This window comes from Streptomyces sp. Je 1-369 (assembly GCF_026810505.1).
Taxonomy (GTDB): Bacteria; Actinomycetota; Actinomycetes; order Streptomycetales; family Streptomycetaceae; genus Streptomyces.
In genome coordinates, this window is the sequence record NZ_CP101750.1 from 8,395,258 (window position 1) to 8,416,956 (window position 21,699).

General features: G+C 71.9%; 18 protein-coding genes and 1 pseudogene. 10 read left to right on the plus strand and 9 right to left on the minus strand.

What is annotated here, in order from left to right; all coding sequences use genetic code 11:
* Positions 1 to 106: 106 nt before the first annotated feature.
* Positions 107 to 2,488 carry a glycoside hydrolase family 95 protein gene (locus NOO62_RS37170; protein ID WP_268775189.1) on the plus strand — a complete coding sequence of 794 codons (2,382 nt, stop codon included), beginning with the start codon at positions 107 to 109 and terminating at the stop codon, positions 2,486 to 2,488.
* A gap of 39 nt (positions 2,489 to 2,527) precedes the next feature.
* Here the strand turns inward: NOO62_RS37170 and NOO62_RS37175 are convergent, their stop codons facing one another.
* The 5 genes from NOO62_RS37175 to NOO62_RS37195 all read right to left on the minus strand — a co-directional run bounded on the left by NOO62_RS37175 (position 2,528) and on the right by NOO62_RS37195 (position 8,109).
* Positions 2,528 to 3,643: a hypothetical protein gene (locus NOO62_RS37175; protein WP_268775190.1), complete on the minus strand. Its 1,116-nt coding sequence runs from the start codon at positions 3,641 to 3,643 to the stop codon at positions 2,528 to 2,530.
* 145 nt (positions 3,644 to 3,788) lie between these two features.
* Positions 3,789 to 4,706, minus strand: coding sequence for an endonuclease/exonuclease/phosphatase family protein (locus tag NOO62_RS37180; RefSeq protein ID WP_268775191.1), 918 nt, complete (start codon positions 4,704 to 4,706; stop codon positions 3,789 to 3,791).
* A gap of 18 nt (positions 4,707 to 4,724) precedes the next feature.
* Entirely contained in the window at positions 4,725 to 4,940 is a 216-nt protein-coding gene (locus NOO62_RS37185) for a hypothetical protein (RefSeq protein WP_268775192.1), read from the minus strand.
* On the minus strand, positions 4,937 to 6,274 hold the full coding sequence (locus NOO62_RS37190) for a nitrate/sulfonate/bicarbonate ABC transporter ATP-binding protein (protein ID WP_268775193.1): 1,338 nt from the start codon (positions 6,272 to 6,274) through the stop codon (positions 4,937 to 4,939). The genes NOO62_RS37185 and NOO62_RS37190 overlap by 4 nt, the downstream gene beginning before the upstream one ends.
* Before the next feature lie 101 nt (positions 6,275 to 6,375).
* The gene (locus NOO62_RS37195; RefSeq protein ID WP_268775194.1) at positions 6,376 to 8,109 is read right to left on the minus strand and encodes an ABC transporter permease; all 1,734 of its coding nucleotides are present in this window, start codon (positions 8,107 to 8,109) and stop codon (positions 6,376 to 6,378) included.
* A gap of 380 nt (positions 8,110 to 8,489) precedes the next feature.
* On the opposite strand from NOO62_RS37195, the gene NOO62_RS37200 reads away from it, so the two are divergent.
* From NOO62_RS37200 to NOO62_RS37215, 4 genes and pseudogenes are all read left to right on the plus strand, one after another.
* On the plus strand, positions 8,490 to 9,167 hold the full coding sequence (locus tag NOO62_RS37200; protein ID WP_268775195.1) for a response regulator transcription factor: 678 nt from the start codon (positions 8,490 to 8,492) through the stop codon (positions 9,165 to 9,167).
* 100 nt (positions 9,168 to 9,267) lie between these two features.
* Positions 9,268 to 10,611, plus strand: coding sequence for an ATP-binding protein (locus tag NOO62_RS37205; RefSeq protein WP_268775196.1), 1,344 nt, complete (start codon positions 9,268 to 9,270; stop codon positions 10,609 to 10,611).
* A gap of 56 nt (positions 10,612 to 10,667) precedes the next feature.
* Positions 10,668 to 11,849 carry an LCP family protein gene (locus NOO62_RS37210; protein ID WP_268775197.1) on the plus strand — a complete coding sequence of 394 codons (1,182 nt, stop codon included), beginning with the start codon at positions 10,668 to 10,670 and terminating at the stop codon, positions 11,847 to 11,849.
* Positions 11,850 to 11,959: 110 nt separating this feature from the next.
* Positions 11,960 to 13,120: pseudogene (locus NOO62_RS37215) on the plus strand (FtsW/RodA/SpoVE family cell cycle protein); the annotation flags it as partial.
* Between the two features lie 84 nt (positions 13,121 to 13,204).
* Here NOO62_RS37215 and NOO62_RS37220 read toward each other — a convergent pair.
* From NOO62_RS37220 to NOO62_RS37235, 4 genes are all read right to left on the minus strand, one after another.
* Positions 13,205 to 13,648 (minus strand): NUDIX hydrolase, encoded by a 444-nt coding sequence (locus NOO62_RS37220; RefSeq protein ID WP_321170665.1) that lies wholly within the window; start codon positions 13,646 to 13,648, stop codon positions 13,205 to 13,207.
* A 107-nt stretch (positions 13,649 to 13,755) separates the two neighbouring features.
* Positions 13,756 to 15,747, minus strand: a complete 1,992-nt coding sequence (locus NOO62_RS37225; RefSeq protein WP_268775198.1) for an N-acetylmuramoyl-L-alanine amidase — start codon at positions 15,745 to 15,747, stop codon at positions 13,756 to 13,758.
* Positions 15,748 to 16,043: 296 nt separating this feature from the next.
* The gene (locus NOO62_RS37230) at positions 16,044 to 17,684 is read right to left on the minus strand and encodes an ABC-F family ATP-binding cassette domain-containing protein (protein ID WP_268775199.1); all 1,641 of its coding nucleotides are present in this window, start codon (positions 17,682 to 17,684) and stop codon (positions 16,044 to 16,046) included.
* A gap of 197 nt (positions 17,685 to 17,881) precedes the next feature.
* The gene (locus NOO62_RS37235; RefSeq protein WP_268775200.1) at positions 17,882 to 18,154 is read right to left on the minus strand and encodes a hypothetical protein; all 273 of its coding nucleotides are present in this window, start codon (positions 18,152 to 18,154) and stop codon (positions 17,882 to 17,884) included.
* Between the two features lie 106 nt (positions 18,155 to 18,260).
* Here NOO62_RS37235 and NOO62_RS37240 point away from each other — a divergent pair, with 106 nt between their 5' ends.
* From NOO62_RS37240 to NOO62_RS37260, 5 genes are all read left to right on the plus strand, one after another.
* Positions 18,261 to 18,974 carry a class I SAM-dependent methyltransferase gene (locus NOO62_RS37240; RefSeq protein ID WP_268775201.1) on the plus strand — a complete coding sequence of 238 codons (714 nt, stop codon included), beginning with the start codon at positions 18,261 to 18,263 and terminating at the stop codon, positions 18,972 to 18,974.
* A gap of 4 nt (positions 18,975 to 18,978) precedes the next feature.
* Entirely contained in the window at positions 18,979 to 19,455 is a 477-nt protein-coding gene (locus NOO62_RS37245; protein WP_268775202.1) for a DinB family protein, read from the plus strand.
* Between the two features lie 31 nt (positions 19,456 to 19,486).
* Complete coding sequence (locus NOO62_RS37250; RefSeq protein WP_268775203.1) at positions 19,487 to 20,044, plus strand: putative immunity protein; 558 nt, start codon at positions 19,487 to 19,489, stop codon at positions 20,042 to 20,044.
* 405 nt (positions 20,045 to 20,449) lie between these two features.
* Positions 20,450 to 20,968, plus strand: a complete 519-nt coding sequence (locus NOO62_RS37255; protein WP_268775204.1) for a methanogen output domain 1-containing protein — start codon at positions 20,450 to 20,452, stop codon at positions 20,966 to 20,968.
* The gene (locus NOO62_RS37260) at positions 20,965 to 21,699 is read left to right on the plus strand and encodes a PAS domain-containing protein (protein WP_268775205.1); all 735 of its coding nucleotides are present in this window, start codon (positions 20,965 to 20,967) and stop codon (positions 21,697 to 21,699) included. The genes NOO62_RS37255 and NOO62_RS37260 overlap by 4 nt, the downstream gene beginning before the upstream one ends.

Here is a 21,699-nt window from a genome sequence, read left to right on the forward strand (position 1 = left end):
GCAGTTTTGCGTCGCGCCCCCGCAGGGTTGTGCAGACTCTTGTCAACCAGTCATCGGACTTTTAACGTGACCGGTCATGACTCAGGGGATCACGCGAAGGACAACCATGAAGTCCGCCGTCGGCGGAGCGGCCGCTCTGACAGCGGGTGGCGTCGCTCTCGGCGGCGCCCCGACGGCTTCGGCCGCCACGGAGCGGGCCGAGGAGGACGGGAAGTCGGAGCCGGACACCTCCGATGAATCGCTGCTCTGGTACGCCGCCCCCGCCGCCGACTGGGAGCGCGAGGCCCTCCCCATCGGCAACGGCGCCCTCGGCGCCATGGTCTTCGGCACGCTCGCCTCCGAGCGACTCCAGTTCAACGAGAAGACCCTGTGGACCGGCGGCCCCGGCTCCCGGGAGGGCTACGACTCGGGCAACTGGCGCGCGCCCCGGCCCGGCGCCCTCGACGCCGTGCGCGACGAGCTCGACGCGAAGGGCAGACTGAACCCGGACGACGTCGCGGCCGACCTCGGCCAGCCCCGGCGCGGCTACGGCGCCCACCAGACCTTCGGTGACCTCCACGTCGACGTCCCCGGCGCTCCCGACGCGCCCGACGCCACGTATCGCCGCGCCCTCGACCTCGGGCAGGCTCTCGCGACCGTCACGTACCGCAGGGAACAGGTGCGGCACGAAAGGGAGTTCTTCGCCTCGTACCCTGATGGAGTGATCGTCGGCCGACTCTCCGCCGACCGCCCCGCCCAGTTCACCTGCACCTTCCGGTACACCTCGCCCCGCGCCGACCGCACCGCGAAGGCGACCGGCGACCGGCTCACCGTACGCGGTGAACTCGCCGACAACGCCCTGAAGTTCGAGGCCCAGCTCCGCATCCGGCACCAGGGCGGCACGCGCACCGCGCACGACGACGGCAGCATCACCGTGACCGGCGCCGACCACGTGTGGTTCGTCCTCGCCGCGGGCACCGACTACGCCGACACCTACCCCGGCTACCGCGGCACCGATCCGCACGCCACCGTCACCCGCACCGTCGACAGAGCCGTCGCGGCGGGCCACGGAACGCTGCGCGCCCGCCATCTGCGCGACCACCGCGCCCTGTTCGGCCGCGTCACGCTCGACATCGGCCAGGCACTCCCCGCCGACCTGCCCACGGACCGGCTGCTCAAGCAGTACGGGACGGGGACGGACACCACCGCGGGCCGGGCGGCCGACCGGGCGCTGGAGGCGCTGTTCTTCCAGTACGGCCGCTACCTCCTCATCGCCTCCTCACGCGCCGGATCGCTCCCCGCCAACTTGCAGGGAGTCTGGAACAACAGCACCACACCGCCCTGGTCCGCCGACTACCACACCAACATCAACCTGCAGATGAACTACTGGCTCGCCGAGGCCGCGAACCTGCCCGAGACGACCGCCCCGTACGACCGTTTCGTCGAGGCGCTGCGCGCTCCCGGGCGACGTACGGCGAAAGAGATGTTCGGCAGCCGCGGCTGGGTCGTGCACAACGAGACCAACCCCTACGGCTTCACCGGCGTCCACGACTGGTCGACCGCGTTCTGGTTCCCCGAAGCCGCGGCCTGGCTCACTGCGCAGCTCTACGAGCACTACCGCTTCGGCGGCTCCACGGACTACCTGCGCACCACCGCCTACCCGGCGATGAAGGAGGCCGTCGAGTTCTGGCTCGACAACCTGCGCACCGACCCGCGCGACGGCACCCTGATCGTGACGCCCAGCTACTCGCCCGAGCACGGCGACTTCACCGCGGGCGCCGCGATGGCCCAGCAGATCGTCCACGACCTGTTCACCAACACCCTGGAGGCGGCCCGCGTCCTGGGGGACTCACCGGCCTTCCGCGCCGAGCTGCAGAAGACCCTGGGTGCACTGGACCCCGGACTGCGCATCGGCTCCTGGGGACAACTCCAGGAGTGGAAGGCCGACTTGGACGACCGTACGGACGGCCACCGGCACGTCTCCCACCTCTACGCCCTGCACCCCGGCCGCCACATCGAACCCGGCAGCAAGTGGGCCGAGGCGGCGAAGGTCTCCCTCACCGCGCGGGGCGACGGCGGCACCGGCTGGTCCAAGGCCTGGAAAATCAACTTCTGGGCGCGGCTCCTGGACGGCGACCACGCGCACAAGATGCTCCGCGAACAGCTGAAGTCCTCGACGCTTCCCAACCTCTGGGACACCCACCCGCCGTTCCAGATCGACGGCAACTTCGGCGCGACGTCGGGCGTCGTCGAGATGCTGCTGCAGAGCCAGCACGGCGTGATCGAGATATTGCCCGCACTGCCGTCCGGCTGGCCCGACGGTTCGGTGCGCGGCCTGCGGGCCCGCGGCGGCGCGACGATCGGCATCGACTGGGCGTCGGGCCGCGCCACGCGTGTTGTGCTGCTTGCCTCGCGTACGCGCGAACTCTCCCTGCGCAGTGGGCTGTTCAGCGGCGGCGCGAGGACGCTGAAGGTGCGTGCGGGCAAGCGTTACGTCTTCGGCGGCTGACCCTGGACCTCCCGCGGAGGCGGGCGCGTGGCCCGTCGGTCAGGCCGCGCCGTCGACGGTCATCCCGTTCCGCCGCATGTCACCGACGACGCGGTGCGCCGGTCCCGCGCAGCCTGTCGCGGCGGGCTGCGCGGCGATCCGGACCAGTTCCGCGTACGCGCAGCGCAGCGCGACCAGGGACTCCTGGGCGTCGCGGTAGGCGTCCGCGTCCGGTCCGCGCCGGTGCGCGAGGGTTCTGACGGCCGTGCTGCGGCGGTCCAGGGTGGACAGCCAGGCGCGGTGCCGGGCGGCGAGGTGCCGACGCTGCTGGTACCGGCTGCCGACACCCAGGGGGCCGCCCATGCCGAGGACGGCGTCGGCGGCGAGCAGCACCGGCGGTTCCAGCGCCTCCTTCCCGGCCAGCGAGGCGAGCACCGCGCACTGCTGCCCGGACGCGGGCGCCAGGTTCAACTTCACGGCGGCCGACCGCAGTTGACCGTGCAGCGCGTGCTGGACGCGGGTCATGCGGCACAGCGCCACGGAGACGGACCGGTCGCCGGGGGACCGGCCCGCCAGCGTCTCGGCGAGCCGGCACAGCCAGACGCCGTGGGCCTCCAGGCGCACGGTGGCCAGCATCAGCCGGTCCAGGCGGGACAGCGGCTCACCCCTGGCCGACCAGCGCACGATCGGCACGAGGGATTCGGTACGGGCCAGCTGGTCGACCGGCAGGGCGCGTCCCGGCTTGCGCAGCGGTGCCCAGTTGAAGAGCGCCAGCATGGGAAGTCCGACGAGCCGGGAGTGGTCACTGCGGTGCGCGAGGGACGTCCACAGGGCGAGGAACCGCTCGTTCGCCACGCGCCCGGCCCCGGCCGAGGACGGGTCGAGGTCGGTCCACCCGCAGGCCGCCACGATCACCGCAAGACGCATCGCGGCCGCTCTCGCCCGATGCTCCGAAAGACGGGCGACACGATGACGCAACAGCGGCAGCTCGGTCGACCGGCAGGCCTCCTCCACGAGAAGGCGGGCCTCCTCCCGGCTCGGCGCGGCGGCGGCCGCGTGGGCCAGCGCGTCCAGATCCGTCCAGCCTCCGGAGAGGTGAGGCGCGGGAAGCCGCTGAGGCAGGAAGCCGTGGACGAGTGGATCGTCCGAGTCCGAGAGGGAGGTCATCGGGGTCATCGGGGCACCCTTTCGCACGTTCTCACGGTGACGGATGATCTTTGCGTACACCTTGATCGTCACAGTTCGACACCGCCGATCGACCTGGCGAAGGTCCTCAAAGCGGGGGCCTTTGGCCCTCTGGTCCTGGCGACTCCGTGGGCGCTCACCGGAAGGACCGCAGCCCGGTGAGGACCGGCCGGTGGTCGCTGCCCAGGTCCGGAAGGACCGTCGTCCCCGTCGGCGTGAGGCCGCGCAGCAGGACGTGGTCGAGACGGACGACGGGGAACGCGGCGGGCCAGGTGAAACCCGGGCCGTGGCCCGACCCGCCACCCGCGGGGCGCAGCCTGTGGGTCAGCGGGGCCAGGCCCCGGTCCCGCAGACTGCCGTTGAGGTCGCCGAGGACCACCACGCGCCGCGCCGGATCCCGGGCGACCCGCTCGGCCAGCCGGGCCGCGCTCGCGTCGCGCCGCCGCACGGCGAAGCCTTCGCGGACGGTGACCCGTACGGACGGCAGCCGCACCGCGTACACCGCCGTGTCGCCGACGGGCGTGCGGGCCACGGCCCGTACCGCGTGCGGCCAGGCACCGCCCAGGTCGAGCTTCTCGACTCCGTGCAGCGGATACCGGGACCACAGACCGAGCGTGTCGCCCGTCGCGCGGTGCGGGTAGATGGCGTGGAGCTCCTGCTCGTACGTCTTCATGGCGCCGTTCGGCACCTTCTCCAAGGCCACCACGTCGGCGTCGGCGGCGAGGATGTCGCGGGCGACGTCGCGTGGCGCGGTGCGGTCGCCGCCGACGTTGAGGGTGAGGACCTGGAAGTCGGTACGGCCGGGGCTCGGTTGGGGCAAGGAGACGAGGCCCGGACCGAACAGGGCGGCCCAGGCGACCGTCGGGACCAGGGCGAAGGCGAGCCCCTTGAGCGAGCGGCGCACCGCTGCCGCCGCCAGCAGGAGCGGAATGCCGAGGCCGAACCACGGCAGCGCGGTCTCCACCAGACTCCCCAGGTGCCCCGGCGTGTTGGGCAGCACGCCGGGGAAGACCAGGAGCGCCGTGAGGAGGACGGCGGGGAGGGCGATACGCATCGTCGGCACCGTCCCCTCTCAGAAGTCGCCACCGCGGGCGCCCCGCCCGGTCACGCCTCGCCCAGCCACACCCCAGCCCACCAGGGCGAACGCCACCGCCGTGACCGAGGCGCCGAGCAGCACACCGCAGAGCAGCCGGGCCGCCCCGGGAGCCGCGGTGGACACCGCGGCCAGCAGGACGGCGGCGACCGCGACCAGGGCGGCGGCGGCCCGCAGGGACTCGCGCGACGTCATCGCTCGTCCCCCGCCACCTGGTCCTCGCGCGGCAGCAGCAGGACGCGGTCACGGGCGTCGTACTCGAAGAGTTCGGCGTAACGGCCCCACGTGATGGCGGTGTTGAGCTGCTGCCGCGAGGCGCGGTCCGAGGAGCTCGCGCGCAGCCGTTCCGTGACGTGGTGCTCCCGAAGGCGCCCGCTGCCGGACGCCATGAGGAGCGTACGAATGGTGGCGATGAGCGGGACGTTGGCGAGCACGGCGGCGGCGAAGAGATGCTTGCGGGTGAGGATGTCGGCGCAGGCGAAGCCGCTGCCGGTGGTGGTGAGCCGCAGCTCACCGGCCCGGATCCGGGCGTAGGCGAGCGTCACCGCCGCCTCCACCAACGGCATCAGGTCGTCGACCTCGTAGTTCAGCGCGTCCGCCAGAGAGGGGAGGTCCACGGCGCCGCCCCGGCTGTCGAGCTCCTCAAGGAGCCCGGTGAGCTGCTCCACGTCGGCGTGCGGCAGGGGAGAGGCGGCCCGGAGCGGGTCGTGCGTGCCGAGGGCGGGCGGGAGTTCGGCCCGCTCGCCGGTCAGGCATTCGTACGCGTCCTCGATGAGCGCCTCGAAGCCGCGGGTACGGCGGTTGCGGGGGCGCGGGAGGTCCACCCGCAGCTCGACCTCGATGGTGCCGGGGTCGGTGCCGAGTATCAGGATGCGGTCGGCGAGCTGGACGGCCTCCTCGATGGAGTGGGTGACCAGGAGGGCGGTACAGGTGGGGCTTTCGGGACGGGTGAGCAGTTCGACGAGTTCGTTGCGCAGGGTCTGCGCGGTCAGTACGTCGAGGGCGGAGAACGGCTCGTCCATCAGCAGCACGTCCGGCTCGACGACCAGGGCACGAGCGAAGCCGACCCGCTGGCGCATACCGCCGGAGAGCTCCTTCGGGTAGGCGTTCTCGAAGCCGTCGAGGCCGACCATGTCGATGGCCGCAAGGGCCCGCTCCCGGCGCGCGATCGGCTCGACGCCCTGCGCCTGGAGGCCGAGTTCGACGTTCTGCTGCACCGTGAGCCACGGCATGAGGGCGAACGACTGGAAGAGCATGGCCGTGCCCGGGTTCGGGCCGTTCACCCGCCTGCCCCGGTAGTGGACCGTGCCGGCGGACGGGGCGAGGAGGCCCGCGATGTGGCGCAGCAGCGTCGACTTGCCGGAACCGGACTTGCCCAGGAGCGCGACGATCTCGCCCTCGCGCACGGTCAGGTCGATGTCCTGGAGGACCGGCAGCACACCGCCGGTGGGGGAGGCGAAGTGCTTGTGCAGGCCGCGGACGGTGATGACCGTGGGGTCCGCGACGGCGACGGCTGAGGTGTTGTTCATGGAATCGCTCCTCGGCGACGGGGTGGTGGGGTGGTGGAGGTGGCAGCGACGCCGCGTGCGCACCCGGTGCGCTCGGGCCCGGTACCTGTGACGGTGCGCCGTCACAGCGCGCACCGCTTCTGCGCGAACCGGTACAGACGCCGCCACAGCAGCCGGTTGATGATGACGACGTAGACGCTCATCAGGACGGCACCCAGGAAGTTGCGGGCGAAGTCCCCCGAATCCGTGGCCTGCGTGATGTAGGCGCCGATGCCGACGGCGGTGAGCGTCGTCGTGCCGTAGCTGACGAGTTCGCCGGGGATCGAGGCGTTCCAGGCGCCGCCGGACGCGGCCAGCGCACCGGTCGTGTACGACGGGAGGACGGCGGGCAGGATGAGCTTCTTCCAGCGCAGCCGGCCACGCAGCCCCAGGTCGTCGGAGGCCTCGCGCAGATCGCCGGGGATGGAGCTGGCGCCGGCGATCACGTTGAACAGGACGTACCACTGGGCACCGAGCGCCATCAGCGCGACGGCACCCCAGTTCAGCGAGATGCCCGAGGCGCCGAGCACCACGACGGCGAGCGGGAAGAGGAAGTTGGACGGGAACGAGGCAAGGACCTGCACGACCGGCTGGGCGATCCGGTTGACCTTCGGGTTCATGCCGATCCAGGCACCGATCGGTACCCAGACGAGCGTGGAGAACACCACGAGGATCATCACGCGGCCGTACGTGACCAGCGCGAGCCACGCCGCGTGCCCGATCTCGCCCACCGGGACGTTGTCCAGGATGTACGTGCAGGCCTGCCAGAGGATCGCCGCGACCGCGGCGGTGTACAGCACGTAGAAGGCGATGTCGGCGCGCCTGCGGCGGACCGGATCGTGGTGCAGCCGCCCCGGGCTCGTGCCGAGGACACGCATCGCACGGTCGAGCCGCTCACCGGCCGGACGCGCCGTGCGGCCGAGCAGCGACGGCACCGTGGAGCGGCGCAGGAGGGTGAGGAACCAGCTGCGGGGCTGCTCGGCGAGCTCGCAGTCCTCGGTGCGGAACCGCTCCGCCCAGGCGGTGATCGGCCGCCAGAAGAAGAAGTTCACGGACACGACCATCGCGATCATGACGACGATGGCGAGCGTGACCCGCGTGCCCTCGCCGTTGTCCAGGGCCTGCGCGACGTAGGAGCCCACGCCCGGCAGCCCGTTGTCGCTGCCGTTGACGCTGATCGTCTCGGAGGCCGAGAGCGCGAACCACGCGGCCCCGAAGCTGATCATGCCGTTCCAGACCTGGGCGATCATGCCGCTGGGCACGTCCACCTTCCAGAACCGCTGCCAGCGGGTGAGGCGCATCAGCCGTGCCGCCTCGTCCAGCTCCTTGGACTGGGTGATGAGGGACTGGTAGAAGGCCATCGCCATGTTCCACACCAGTGCGGTGAACACGGCGAAGACGGAGGCGAGTTCGAGCCCCAGGGTGGAGCCGGGGAACAGTGCGATGAAACCGGTGACGGTGATGCTGAGGAAGGTCAGGACCGGCACCGACTGCAGGATGTCGATGGCCGGCACGATCACCTTCGCCGCGCGCCGCGAGCGGGCCGCCCACGTGCCGAAGACGAAGGTGAAGAGCACGGCGGGCACGAGCCCGGCGAACATCCGCAGCAGGGAGCGTGCCGCGTAGTAGGGCAGCTCGCCCGGATCGGTGGAGACGACCGGGGGCTCGTCGACGTCGTAGGGCTGGTCGGTCGAGGCGCCGACCCGCGCCACGACGTAGAAGAGCGCGACGACCCCGAGCAGCACGAGGAGGTCCACGGGGCGCATACGGGCGACGCGCACGGCGCCGCGGGAGGGGAACTGACGGAGCTTGGACATGGGGAACCCGAATGTGTTCTGCGGGCACGACAGCGCGACGGCGTGACGGCACGGCGGTACGGCGGCACGGCGGTACGGCGGCATGCCGCGGAGGGCACCGCGCGCGGAAGGGCCCGGGGGAAGGGGAGGGGAAAGCCCGCCGTGACGGTGTGCGTCAGACGGCGGTCCGCCGCTGCGGTCCAGCGGTGACGGCACGCATGGAGCAGCGGGACACGCGACTGGGAGGGTCGCCGTAGAGCACAACGACCACCTCCTCACCTCTTCGGGCAGCGCGTTTCTCGCACCGGTCCCCAAAGGATCCCGCCACGCCGCTGAAGAGAACCTGAGCGACCTGAACGCCTCTTCAGCTTCCCCTTCTTCGGATATGTGATATTTGCACCGTGAAGATCCTGGTCATCGAAGACGAGCACGCACTCGCCGACACCCTGCGCCGGGCCATCTCCTCGGACGGCCACTGGGTGGACGTCGCCCACGACGGGCACACCGGCCTTGAGCTGGCCCTGACCGGCGGCTACGACGTGGTCGTGCTCGATCTGATGCTGCCGGGGCTCAGCGGCCTGGAGGTCTGCCGCAGGCTGCGCAGCCACGACGAGCACGCCCTCGTCCTGATCCTCACCGCCAAGGACAGCGAGTACGACGAGGCCGATGGCCTCGACGCGGGCGCGGACGACTACCTGACCAAGCCGTTCTCCCTCGTCGTGCTCCTCGCCAGGCTGCGCGCCCTCGGCCGCCGCGCCGGACGCGAGCGCCCCGCCACCCTCCAGGTCGGCGACCTCACCCTCGACGTCGTCGCCCGGCTCTGCAAGCGCGGCGAGCAGACGATCGAGCTGACCGCGCGTGAGGTCGAGGTGCTCGGCTGTCTGCTGGCCGTGGACGGCGGCACGGTCTCCAAGCAGGACATCCTCGACGAGGTGTGGGACTCGCCGTCCGACCTCGACCCCAACATCGTCGAGGTGTACGTCAGCTCGCTGCGCAAGAAGGTCGACGCACCCTTCGGCAGGCACACCATCCGCACGGTGCGCGGCATCGGCTACCGGCTGGCTCCCGATGCCCCCTGACAGAACCCGTGCGGCCCGGGGGCCCCGTCGACCCCGCGGCCTCCGCCCCCGCATCCCCCGCACCCTCCGAGGCCGGGCCACCGCCGCGGCCGTCCTCATCATGGTCGTGGCCCTCTCCATCGGCGGCGGCTGGCTGTACGTCACCCTGCGCGGCAACCTGATCGACAACGCGGGCGCCCGCACCGAACTCGCCGCCCGGCAGGCCGCCGCGGACATCGCCGCCGAGCAGGGCCGCCCGCACGGCGACATGCCGGAGCCCGACGGCGGCGTGGACGCCGTACTCGTCCTGGACGACCAGGGGCGCCCGCTCGCCAGCACCGCCCCGCGCCCCGCCGCCCGCGCCGCCGTCCTCGCGGGGTTCCGCCCCGGCCGCGGCGAGGACTCCGCGGTACGGGACTTCGCCGCCGCGCCCGCGCTGGCCAGCCACACCAGTGTCGTCGCGGTCGTCCGCACCCCTTCGCCGAACGGTGACGGCGACCTCTACGTCTACGCGCTGACCGTCCTCGACGCCGTGGCCGACGCCGAGCGGGCCCTCGGCGTCACCGTCCTCGTCGGCGGCCCGCTGGTCGTCCTGCTCACCGGACTCATCGCCTGGTCGGTGACCGGTGCCGCGCTGCGGCCCGTCGAGTCCATGCGCAGAGAGCTCGTCGCCGTCTCCGCGGACCGGCTCAGCCGCCGCGTGCCCGCGCCGGGCGGCCAGGACGAGATCACCCGGCTCGCAGAGACCGTCAACGACACCCTGGAACGGCTCGAGCACTCCGTCACCCGGCAGCGCCAGTTCGTCGCCGACGCCTCGCACGAGCTGCGCAACCCCATCGCCGCGGCCCGCGCCGAACTCGAACTGGCCCTCCTCAACAAGCCCGGCCCCGACACCGCGGCCTCACTCGCCCAGGCCCTCGACTCGACCGTACGACTGGAGCGGATCGCTGCCGACCTCCTGCTCCTCGCCCGGCTCGACGCGCAGCAGCCGCCGAACGTGGAGCTCGTCGACCTGTCGCTGCTCGCGGCCGAGCTGATCGCCCGGCGCCGTTCGGCACGGGTGCCGCTGCTCCTCGTACCGGACGACGATCCGGTCCTCGTACGCGCCGATCCAGGACAGCTGGAGCGGCTGCTCGCGAACCTCCTGGACAACGCCCAGCGGTTCGCCGACTCCGAGGTGCGCGTCAGCACCGCGACCGACCGGGCCACCGGCAGGGCTCTGCTCGAAGTGACCGATGACGGGCCCGGCATCCCGCCCGAGGCGACGGAGGAGGTCTTCGACCGGTTCACCCGGCTGGAGGCGGACCGCGACCGGGCCAGCGGCGGCACCGGCCTCGGCCTCGCGATCGCTCGTGAGATCGCCCGCGCCCACGGCGGGAGCCTGCGGGTGGAGCCGAGCGAGCGCGGCGCACGCCTGGCCCTGCGGCTCCCGACGGCTGACACGCACGCTCCACCCCGTTCCTGAAGACCCCTTCCGATTCCTCAGGATCCGCTCAGGAACGGACGTTCAGGATCGTCCCCATGCCCCAGCACCGAGCCGTCAGCCCCCGCTCCCGACGACATCGCGCGCGTCGCCTCTCCCGCCGGGCCCGGCTCGGCCGCACGCTGCTGGCCCTCACCGGTGTCCTGGTGCTCTGCGGCGGCGCCGCGGCCTGGTACCTGTACCGCGAGATCGACAGCATCGGCTCCTCGGCCGCTCTCGGCACCGACGCACCCAAGTCGAAGGACGGCTCGACGAACATCCTGCTGATGGGCCTCGACACGCGGAAGGACCAGAACGGGGACGACCTGCCCGAGGACGTGCTGAAGAAACTGCACGCCGGGAGCTCCGACATCGGCGGCTACAACGCCAACACGCTGATCCTGCTGCACGTCCCGGCCGACGGCGGCAAGGCCAAGGGCTTCTCCATCCCGCGCGACGACCTCGTCGACATACCGGGGTACGGCAAGGACAAGATCAAGAAGGCGTACGGGCTCGCGAAGGCGGCGGAGGAGGAGAAACTGCGCCGCGAGGGCGTCACGGACGGGCACCAGCTGGAGCACGAGGGCCGGGAGGCGGGCCGCCAGTCCCAGATCCGGACCGTGCGCGACTTCCTGGGCGTCCCCATCGACCACTTCGCCGAGGTCAGCCTCTCCGGCTTCTACCGCCTGGCCGACGCGCTCGACGGCGTCGAGGTCTGCCTCAACCACCCGGTCAAGGACCGCTACTCGGGCGCCGACTTCCCCGCGGGCAAGCAGGAACTCGACGGACAGCAGGCACTCGCCTTCGTACGCCAGCGGCACGGCCTGCACCGTGGCGACCTGGACCGCACCCGCCGCCAGCAGGCGTTCCTCGCCTCCGCCCTGCACCAGGTGAACAGCGTCGGCACCCTCACCAACCCCGCCCGCCTGCTCGACCTGAAGAACGTCGCCAAGGACAACGTCGTCCTCGACAAGGGCTGGGGCGTCTTCTCCTTCGTCCGGCAGGCCAAGAACCTCACCGGCGGAAAGGTGGAGTTCACGACCCTGCCGGTGGAGAGCTTCGCCGAGCACAACGGCGAGGACGTGAACATCGTCGACCGCGACCTGGTGCGCAAACGGGTGCGGGAAGCCGGGAAGGGGACCGGTGACAAGGGTGGGAAGAAGTCCGAGGACACCTCCGGAAGCCACTCCGGGGACCACTCCCCGAAGGTCGCCGGAGGAGGTGTGCCGTGCGTGGACTGAACGCCCGCGACGCAGGCCCTCGCGCCCTCGACGCCCGCCGCACTGAGGCGTTGCTGCTCGCTTTCGCCCTCGCCGTCATCGTCTACGGCTACGCGTCCGCCGGCCTCGCCATGACCGGCGGCCTGCCCGCCCACCTCACCCACTTCGCCGTCTCGCAGCTCTGCCTGGCCACCGCCGCCCACCTGGCCGTCCGCAGATTCGCACCGCACGCCGACCCGCTGATCCTGCCGCTCGCGTTCCTCCTCACCGGCCTCGGCCTGGTCCTGATCCAGCGTCTGGACCCGGCCTACGCCGCGCGTTTCCACTCGGCCCCCGCGAGCGGCGGCCAGCTCGTGTGGACCGTCCTCGCGGTGGCCGCCACGATCGTCGTGCTGTGGGCGCTGCGGGACTACCGGCAGTTGCAGCGCTATCTCTACGTCACCATGGCGGCGTCCATGGTCCTGCTGATGGCGCCCGCGTTCTTCCCGGGGGACACGTACGGCGCCAAGCGCTGGGTCCACCTCGGCCCGCTCTCGTTCCAGCCGGGCGAGTTCGCGAAGGTCAGCATCGTGGTGTTCTTCGCGGGCTTCCTGGTGCTCAACCGCGACGCCCTGTCCTGCACCGGCCGCAGGATGCTCGGCATGACGCTGCCGTACGGCAGGCAGATCGGACCGATCGCCGCGGTGTGGCTGTTGAGCCTGCTGGTGCTGGTCTTCGAACGCGACCTGGGTACGTCACTGCTGTTCTTCGGCGTCTTCGTCGCCATGCTCTACATCGCGACCGAACGCACCAACTGGGTGGCGTGCGGCGTCGCCATGACCCTGGCGGGGGCCGTCGCGGTCGGCGCCACCGAGCCGCACGTCAAGGGCCGCGTCATGGCCTGGCTGCACCCCTTCGACATCTATCTGCCGGCCGATCAGCGCCCGCCGGGCCTGATCTCGGGCCAGGCCGCGGAGGCGCTGTTCAGCTTCGGCAGCGGCGGTGTCACGGGCAGCGGCCTCGGGCAGGGGCATCCGGAACTCATCGGCTTCGCAGGGCGCAGCGACTTCATCCTCACCACCGTCGGCGAAGAGCTCGGCCTGGCCGGGGTGATGGCGGTGCTGCTGCTCTACACCCTGCTCGTCGCGCGCGGCTTCCGCACGGCCGTCACCTGCGGCAATCCGTTCGGGAAGCTGCTGGCCGCGGGCCTGTCCCTGGTGCTCGCGTTCCAGGTGTTCATCATCGTGGCGGGAGTGACCGGCCTGATGCCGTTCACCGGCAAGGCGCTGCCGTTCCTCGCCCAGGGCGGCTCGTCGATGGTGGCCAACTGGCTGATCGTCGCGCTCCTCCTGGCCATCAGCGACCAGGCCCGCAGGCACCTGCACGAGGCCGACCGGTCAGACCCGGGCGCCGATCATCCCGAGCCCGTCGACCGCGGCCGGGGACAGCACCGACTCGTCCAGGCCGGACAGGGGCAGCCAGGCGACGTCCGACGTGGAGCCGTCCGCCTCCTCGGCCCTGATGGCACCGGGGGCGAGCTCGACCACGTAGAAGAGCCCCACCAGGTGCCAGCTCACGCCGAGCCTGCGCGCCGAGTACGTCCGCGCGTCCACGAGACGCGCGCCGACGAGTTCGAGGCCCGTCTCCTCGTGCAGCTCGCGCGCGAGCGCCTCCTCCGGCTGCTCGCCCGGGTCGACACCGCCGCCGGGCAGATGCCAGAGGCCGGGCTCGAACACCGGGGAGGCGGCCGAGAGCCGCGTCAGGAGGAGCTCGTCCCGCACGGTGGCGACGGCGTACGCCGAGACACGCGACCGCACCTGATTGCTCGCCTGCTCGCCCACCTGTGCACCTCCGGAGTTCCCCGCCCGCGCTACGAGACCGCTCCAGATCGTACGACGGGTCCGGGACCGCCCTCACGCGGCCCCGGCCCCGACCGGTCGCGGCGCGGTTACTTGCCCGACCGCGCCACCTGGACGTCGGCCGCCCGCACGTAGCCGACCCGGTGCCCGTACTGGATCACGTAGTACATGTCCTTGCCGCGGACCACCTTGTGGGGGGCGGTGTCGAACGTCGGGGAGTAGAAGTACTCGCCCGGCACCTTGTCACCGACCACGTACTTCTGACCCGCGAGGATCTTGTACGGCAGCGGCGAGACGGTCTGCACCGGCACACCGGCCGGGTAGGCCTCCTTCTCGGGGTAGGCGCGCCCGTACACCGGGACCTCGCTCGCCCCGGCCTTCGGCGTGACCACGAGGCCCGCCGCGTCGACCGCCGTGGGCTGCTTCTTCGGGTTCTTGAACCAGGCCTTCTGGCCGAGGTACCAGACGGCCGTCCAGTCGCCCTTGCGCTCGGCGACCGCGTACTGCTGGCCGGTGGAGAGCCGCGCGCCCGTGTCGTTCACGTCGATCGTGGACGCCTGGCCGCCGGGGCGCTTGCCGATGTCCTTGATCAGCGGCGCGTCGTCACGCGGCTCCGTGTGGACGCGCACCGCCGCCGAACCGTGCGGCACGCACGTCTCGCCGGGCTTGACGCAACCCGTGTACTCCGGGCGGTTCTTGGCGTACTCGGGGGCCACCGTCACCACGCCGCCGCCCGTGCCCGCCGTGCGGTGGAACGGCTTGCCGAGCAGCGTGAAGTAGTGCTGCCAGTCCCAGTAAGGACCCGGGTCCGTGTGCATGCCCGGGATCGACGACGTCACCGTGCCCTGGACGTTGTCGTGGCCGAGGATGTGCTGCCGGTCCAGCGGGATGTCGTACTTCTTCGCCAGGTACTTCACCAGCCGCGCCGACGTGCGGTACATCGCCTCCGTGTACCAGGTGTCGGGCGCGGTGAGGAAGCCCTCGTGCTCCAGGCCGATCGACTTGGAGTTCACGTACCAGTTGCCCGCGTGCCAGGCGACGTCCTTGGCCTTCACGTGCTGGGCGATGTGGCCGTCGGTGGAACGCAGGGTGTACTGCCACGACACGTAGGTCGGGTCCTGCACCATCTTCAGGACGCCCTCCCACCTGCCTTCGGTGTCGTGGATGACGATCGTGTCGATGCTCTGGCTCTTCGGCCGGTCCGACAGGTCGTGGTTGCCGTAGTCCGGATTGCCGTTGGGGTCCTTGAACTCCTCGTACGGCGCCGGGATCCACTCGCACGCCACGGTCTTCGGGCACTCCGTGCCGCCCGTGGGTGCCTTGCGCAGGCCCGCGCGCTTCAGCTGCGCCGCGTCGGGCGCGAGCCCCGGCTCCGGCGCGAGCGTCACGCGCTGGCCCGCGTCCGTGGTGCGCCGCTCACCGTCACGGATCACGGCGAACACGTCGTTGGCGTACGTGGCCGCGGTCGCCTCGTCGTCCGCTCCGGAGAAGCGGGCGACGGCGCCGTACCAGTCGGCGGGGTCGCTGCTCAGCGGCTTGCCGAGCTTGCGCTGGGCCGCCGCGAGCAGGGCCGCGCCGCCCTCGACGTTCGCCGCCGGGTCGGTGCGCAGCTCGTCGGCGGACCGGCCGCTCAGCTCGGCGGCGCGGGGCAGCGTCTTGAGGCGGGCGGGGAGTTCGGACTCCTCCGGCACCTCGGCCTTCGGCGGGGGAGCGGGGCGCGAGGTGTCGCCCCGCGGGTCCTCCGTGCCCTCGCTGTGGTGCGGGGCCGAGGCCAGGGCGGTGCGGGCGTCGGTGAGGTGCATGGGGCCGTAGCCACCGGTGACGCTGGCCGCGCCGCCGTGGGCGTCCCAGCGCGACTGCAGGTAGGAGACGCCGAGCAGCACGCTCTGGGGTACGTGGTACGCGTCGGCGGCAGCGGCGAAGGCGCCCTGCAACCGGTCCGGGGCGTCCTGTTGGGGTGCGCCCGACGACGGGGCCGCGCCGAGCAGCGGAACCAGCAGGCCGGCCGACGCGAGGGCGCCCGCCGTCCTGACGGTGCGTCTGCGCGCGGACGGCGTGCGGGCGGTGTCGGATCCTCGCAAGGCAGCCTCCTGGGACTTCTGGGCCGGTGAAGCGTGACGGGGCGTGCGGGGCCGGGCGTGCGTCAGTGGTACCGGCTCTCCGACGATCCGTCAATCATGCCCAGAGGTAGCGGATTCGCATGTCAGCGCTGGTCCTGATGGGTCAAGGGCGAGGTGCGGACAAGTTTTCGCAGACGGCGGTCCCACCGCCTGCGATGCGTCAGTGGCCTGAACCAATGGGGCCCGGGCGAGGAGCCGACGTCACCTGGTGGCCCGCGCCCTCGTGACTCTCTCCCGGATACCCCCTGGACCATGCCTCAGTGGAACGCGTGTGCCATTACTGCTCGGGGCTCTCCGATCTCCAGACGTGGCCAGTCCGCGAGGTCCCGGAGCAGTTGCCGGTCGTGCGTCGCGACCACGACAGCGGCGCTCGTGACACGGAGCGCGTCCGTCAACTCGTCGACGAGCGCGGACGACAGATGGTTGGTCGGCTCGTCGAGCAGGATCGCCCCCGGCCGCCCGGACAGCGCCAACGCCAGGTCAAGGCGCCGCTGCTGCCCCTGCGACATCCGCCCGACCGGCGTGCGCGACGCGTCGCGGTCCAGCAGACCGAGCGACCCGAGCGGGACCACGTCGGCGTCGCCGAGCACCCCGCGGGCCACCAGCCGCCCCACGTGACGCGCGTACACGTCACGGGCGGTGAGAGCGGGGTCCTGCCGGGCGGTCTCCTGACTCACCCGCACGACCCGGCCTCCAGGAGCCGTGGAGACGTATCCCTCCGTGGGCGCCATCGCACCGGCGAGCACCGCCAGCAGTGTCGACTTCCCTGACCCGTTCGGCCCCGTCACGAGCAGCCGGTCGCCGCCGTCGAGCGTGAGGTCGACGGGCCCCGCGAGCTGCCCCTCGACCGCGACGCCGTGCGCCCGCAGCTGAGCCGCACCCCGACGGACACCGAGGTCCGGCCACCGCAGCACCGGCGGCGGCTCCGGCACGTCGATCCGGTGCGCCTCCAGGGCGTCCTGCTGCCGTTTCAGGGCCTGTACGACGCCGGGGGCGCGGGACTGGCGCTGGTGCTTTCCGGTGCCCTTGTCCGGACGCCAGCCCGTGGAGAGCCGGTCGCGGGCCCGCGCCGCCGCGTCCCGCAGCCGCCGGTGCTCCTCCAACTGCTCCTCGTGGTCCTGCTCCCAGCGCTCGCGCTCACGGCGCCGGGCCGCCTGCCAGGCGTCGTAACCGCCCGCGTACGAGCGGGTTCTCCCGTCGCGCGTCGGATCGAGGTCGAGGAACCGGTCCGCGACGTCGCGCAGCAGCGCCCGGTCGTGGCTGACGAGGGCGAGGCCGCCGTCGTGCTCGCGCAGCCTGCGGGTCAGGAAATCCAGCCCGCCCGCGTCGAGGTGGTTGGTCGGCTCGTCGAGGAGCAGGACGTCGTGCCGCGCACCGAGCAGGCACGCGAGGCGTACCCGGTAGCGCTGCCCGACCGACAGGGTCGACAACTCCCGCCCCCGGTCCGTACAGGCACCGAGAGCCTCCAGGGCTACGTCGACACGGCGTTCGGCGTCCCACGCGTCGAGCCGGGTGGCGGCGTCGAGCGCGGCGGTGTAGCGGTCGTCGGCCGCGGGGTCGCCGTCGGCCATGGCGCGCGTCGCCTCGTCCAGCGCGTCGAGCGCCGTGAGCGATGCGGCCAGCGCCCGCGAGGTGAGGGTGCCGACGGTCTCGCCGTCCCGCGCGGACAGCTCCTGCCGGGCGAGTCCGATCGTGCCGACGCGGTGCACGGTGCCCTCTTCGGGCGTGATCAGCCCGGCGAGGACGTGCAGCAGCGTCGTCTTGCCCCGGCCGTTCTCGCCGACGACGGCGATGCGCGACCGGGCGGAGACGGTGACCGAGACGTCGTCGAGGACACGTCGGGACGCGCGGGTGACGGTGACGCCTTCGGCGCGGATGTGGGAAGGGGTGGGGTTCACGGGGTGCTCCGCAGCTCGCAGTGGAGCCGGGCAGCGGTGAGCGGCCGCCCGGCGGGAACCGGGACGGCGAGCGCTGATTCAGTGGGAGAAGGGCGCCGCCGTCAGCGGGCGGAGCGGACCTTCTGCGACCAGATACCTCGTGCCATGCGGATCAGGCTAACAGGGCGACCTGCCGCTCTTCCTGTGATTTTTTCGCATCACCTGATGTCCCCGGCCCACTCGAACCGGGCAGGACCGCCCGGCCGTGGGCGGTACGTCGACCTGCCACCGGCACCGAACCGCCCCAGCTCGGTCGGCAGGTCGACACCCGCGGTGACTTCCTCGCGCGTCCAGCCGGTGATGTCGAGCAGCAGCCCGTCCAACGGGCCGCCCACCAGCTCCGCATAGGACTGCCCCGGACGCGGGCCCGGGCGCTCGTGATCCTGGCCGTAGACCCGGCCGCGCAGCAGCTGTTCATCGTCGCTGTCCATGCGGACCAGCCTCCCAGCCACCACTGACAGTGGACTCCCCGCCGGCCCCTTCGCAGATCCGCAATTTTTCTTGCAGGAACGAAACGCCGCTACCGAAGCTGGCGAAATGGACTCCACCGAGAACGAGACCGAGACCGAGAACACGACCAAGAACATGACCGACAACACCGCCGAGACCGCCCAGCAATTCTGGGAGCGCCACTACCGCGCCCACCGCGACTGGGGCACCCGCGCCAACCCGCCGCTCGCCGAGACCGCCGCGCCCCTGCTCCCCGGCACCGCCCTGGACCTGGGCTGCGGTGCCGGAGGCGACGCCGTCTGGCTGGCCCGGCGCGGCTGGCACGTCACCGCCGTGGACATCTCCGGCACGGCCGTCGAGCGGCTGCGGGAACGCGCACGCCGGCTCGGCGTCGCCGAGCGGATCACCGTGCAACAGCACGACCTCGCCGGAGGCTTCCCGGCAGGGCGCTTCGACCTCGTCTCCGCCCAGTACCTCCACACCCCGTTCCCGCTGCTCCGCACCCACGTCCTGCGAGCCGCCGCACGGTCCCTGCGCCCCGGTGGACTCCTCCTGATCGTCGACCACGGCTCCACGGCGCCCTGGTCCTGGAACCAGAATCCCGACGTCCACTACCCGACCCCGGAAGAGGTCGCCGCCGACCTGGGTCTCGACCCGGCGTGCCGACCGGTCCTGCGGGCGGAGACGGTCAGTCGCCGGGCCACGGGGCCCGGGGGCGACACCGCCACCGTCGTCGACAACGTCCTCCTCATCCAGTCCACCGCCGGACTCCTCCGGCCCGCCACCGAAACGGAGGGATGACTCCATGCGTACGAACACCGCACCCCCGCACACCGGCGCCGACGAGAAGGCAGTCCTCCGGAACGTCCTCGACCAGCTGCGGAACTCGATCGCGGCCAAGGTCGACGGCGTGCCGGAACCACAGGTGCGCACGGGCGGGGTCCCGTCGGGCACGAGCCTGCTCGGCCTGCTCAAACACCTCGCGTCCGTCGAGCGGTTCTATTTACTCGGCGAGGAGCCCGCCGACTGGCAGGCGACCTTCAGGCCGTCGCCCGAGGACACGGTCGACGGCGTGCGCACCGACTACCGGAAGACCGTGGAGCGGGCGAACGAGATCATCGACGCCTGCCCGGACCTGACCCTCCCGGCGCCGCGCGCCCGTCGTCGCGGGCCGGTGCCGTCGATGCGGTGGGTCCTGGTGCACATGATCGAGGAAACCGGTCGGCACGCGGGACACGCGGACATCCTGCGCGAGCGGATCGACGGGTCCACCGGCCGCTGAGAAGCGGGCGCGGGCGCGCGAAGATGGACGCATGGCAGGGGAGAGCGGAACAGCGGAAGCGGCCGAGGCGACGGACATCGCGCTCAGCAGACATGACCTCCGCGAGGTCACGGCGTTCGCGGCGGCCTGCGCGGAGGAGGTGCTCGCGGTCTTCGAGGCCGACCGGCCGGACGACGGGCGCCCCCGGGAAGCGATCGACGCGGCGCGGGAGTTCGCCAGGGGCGGTGCGCGCGGCAAGCGTCTGCGCGACACCGCCTGGGCGGCCCTGAAGGCGGCCAAGGAAGCGGACACCCCCGCCGCGCAGGAGGTGGCGCGGGCGGCGATGGCCGCGGCAGGAGCCGCCTATCTGCACCCGCTGGCCAAGGCCACCCAGGTCAAACACATCCTGGGGGCTGCCGCCCACGCGGCGCGCGCGGCCGAGCTCGTGGCGGGTGACGATCGGACCGTCGGAGCCGAGGGGGTGGTGCGGGCGGCCCGTCGGGCGACACCGGCTGTCGTCGACGTACTCGGACGCTATCCGGCGGCACCGGGCGGCGGTGGACGGGTGGGCGAGCTGACTCGCGCCCTGGACGCGCACCTTCGCCCCTGACCCTGACCCCGGCAGGACCGGGGCCAACCCGGCAGTCGGGCAAGAGAAAGCCCCGGCTGGACGGGGGAGACCAGCCGGGGCCGTTGGGCGTGGCAGGCGGAGGGCGGTCGCCTCTCGGCGAAAGGCTCCATGGGGCTTCAGCCGAACGATCTTCCCCATGGGCTATAGGTGAGGCCCGGGGACACTGTCCCCTCCGCAGCCACACCTACCAGAACGACGTGCTCCCGCCCGTTGTTCCGGGCCCTCGCCGCATATGGGGTGAAGTGGGCCACATGGGAAGCGTCCCGCAGGGCGAAAGTGTCCTACCTGTGGAAGTGGTCGACAGCACTTGTCACCACAAGCGACGATGGTGTGACGCAAGGTGAGAGCCGCATGCCGAGCGGCTACTCCGCTAGGGAGTGCTCTGTGGAACCGTCCGAAGCACCCATCGCCCTGGACCGCGACGTGTTCATGCGGAGCCTCATCCGTGAGTTGGCACGGGTCCTGGAGGACGTGGTCGGTCTCGAGGAAGCCGCCGGATACGTCAGCCTCGTCAGTCAGACCATCGGCGTCGACCTCAACGGCCAGTACGCCAAGGCGCTCTCCGTCGAGCGGCTCGACCGGGGGCAGGTCGCCAAGGTCATGGTCGACTTCAAGAGGCGTGTCGGCGGTGACTTCTTCGTCGTGGAGGAGAACGACCAGCGCATCGTGCTGGGCAACAGAGTCTGCCCCTTCGGCGAGAAGGTCGTGGGCCGCCCCTCGATGTGCATGATGACGTCCAACGTCTTCGGCACCATCGCCGCGGAGAACCTCGGGTACGCCCGCGTGGAACTGGAGAAGACCATCGCCCGCTGGGACGTTGGCTGCCGCGTCGTCGTGCACCTTCGCCCACCATCCGAATCCGAACCGAGCACAGGGCGTGAGTACTACGGCGATCTTCCGTGATCCGCGACGAGGCGCTCGGCCTCTTCCGGAAGATCACCGCCCTGCACACGGAACCCGTCCTGCTGGTCGCCGCCGACAGCCGGGTCCTTGCCGCCAACCCGGCAGCCGTCCGGCTGCTCCCGGGCGTCGAGGACGAGAGCCCGCTGAGCGCCCTCGTGTCCGAGTCCGCCGATGACGTCGACCGGTTCGTCCGGCAGTGGCTGCGCACCGGCCACCCGACCCCGGCGGGCCTCACCCTCCACGGCTACGACGGCGTACGGCTGCGATGCCGCTGCTTCGGCGCACGGGCACAGTGGCTGCCCGCCCCGGCCGTCCACCTCCGCGCCGTCCGCATCGACCCCGGCGACCGATTCCTCACTCTCAAGGACCGTGTCAACGCACTGGAACGCGAGCGCATCCTCCGCTTCCGTGCGACCGAGGACCGCGCCGCACTCAACGCGGCCCTGGCGGCCGTCCACGCCCGCCTCGGCCACCTGCACGCGCTGGTCACCTCGCTCGCCGCGGCCGCCACACCGGAGGCCGTCGGAGAGCTCGTCGCGAAGCATGTCCCGACGGTTCTCGGCTGTACGCGAGCCGACCTGCACCTGAAGGACTCGACACCCGTGTACGCGAACCTCCGCATCCCCGTCCCGCCGCACGCCATGCTCGCCCTCACCACGGACTCGCCGCCCCTGCCGGAGCACCTGGCGTCGGTGACGGCCCTGATCGGCGGCGCGTTGAGACGGTTCTGA

Coding starts and splice junctions, on each gene's coding strand:
- NOO62_RS37185 (WP_268775192.1), bottom strand. CDS start 4,940: ATGACGTCGCGCGAGTCCCTGCGGGCCGCCGCCGCCCTGGTCGCGGTC.
- NOO62_RS37175 (WP_268775190.1), bottom strand. CDS start 3,643: ATGACCCCGATGACCTCCCTCTCGGACTCGGACGATCCACTCGTCCAC.
- NOO62_RS37235 (WP_268775200.1), bottom strand. CDS start 18,154: ATGGACAGCGACGATGAACAGCTGCTGCGCGGCCGGGTCTACGGCCAG.
- NOO62_RS37245 (WP_268775202.1), top strand. CDS start 18,979: ATGCGTACGAACACCGCACCCCCGCACACCGGCGCCGACGAGAAGGCA.
- NOO62_RS37250 (WP_268775203.1), top strand. CDS start 19,487: ATGGCAGGGGAGAGCGGAACAGCGGAAGCGGCCGAGGCGACGGACATC.
- NOO62_RS37205 (WP_268775196.1), top strand. CDS start 9,268: ATGGTCGTGGCCCTCTCCATCGGCGGCGGCTGGCTGTACGTCACCCTG.
- NOO62_RS37180 (WP_268775191.1), bottom strand. CDS start 4,706: ATGCGTATCGCCCTCCCCGCCGTCCTCCTCACGGCGCTCCTGGTCTTC.
- NOO62_RS37195 (WP_268775194.1), bottom strand. CDS start 8,109: ATGTCCAAGCTCCGTCAGTTCCCCTCCCGCGGCGCCGTGCGCGTCGCC.
- NOO62_RS37240 (WP_268775201.1), top strand. CDS start 18,261: ATGGACTCCACCGAGAACGAGACCGAGACCGAGAACACGACCAAGAAC.
- NOO62_RS37190 (WP_268775193.1), bottom strand. CDS start 6,274: ATGAACAACACCTCAGCCGTCGCCGTCGCGGACCCCACGGTCATCACC.
- NOO62_RS37210 (WP_268775197.1), top strand. CDS start 10,668: ATGCCCCAGCACCGAGCCGTCAGCCCCCGCTCCCGACGACATCGCGCG.
- NOO62_RS37170 (WP_268775189.1), top strand. CDS start 107: ATGAAGTCCGCCGTCGGCGGAGCGGCCGCTCTGACAGCGGGTGGCGTC.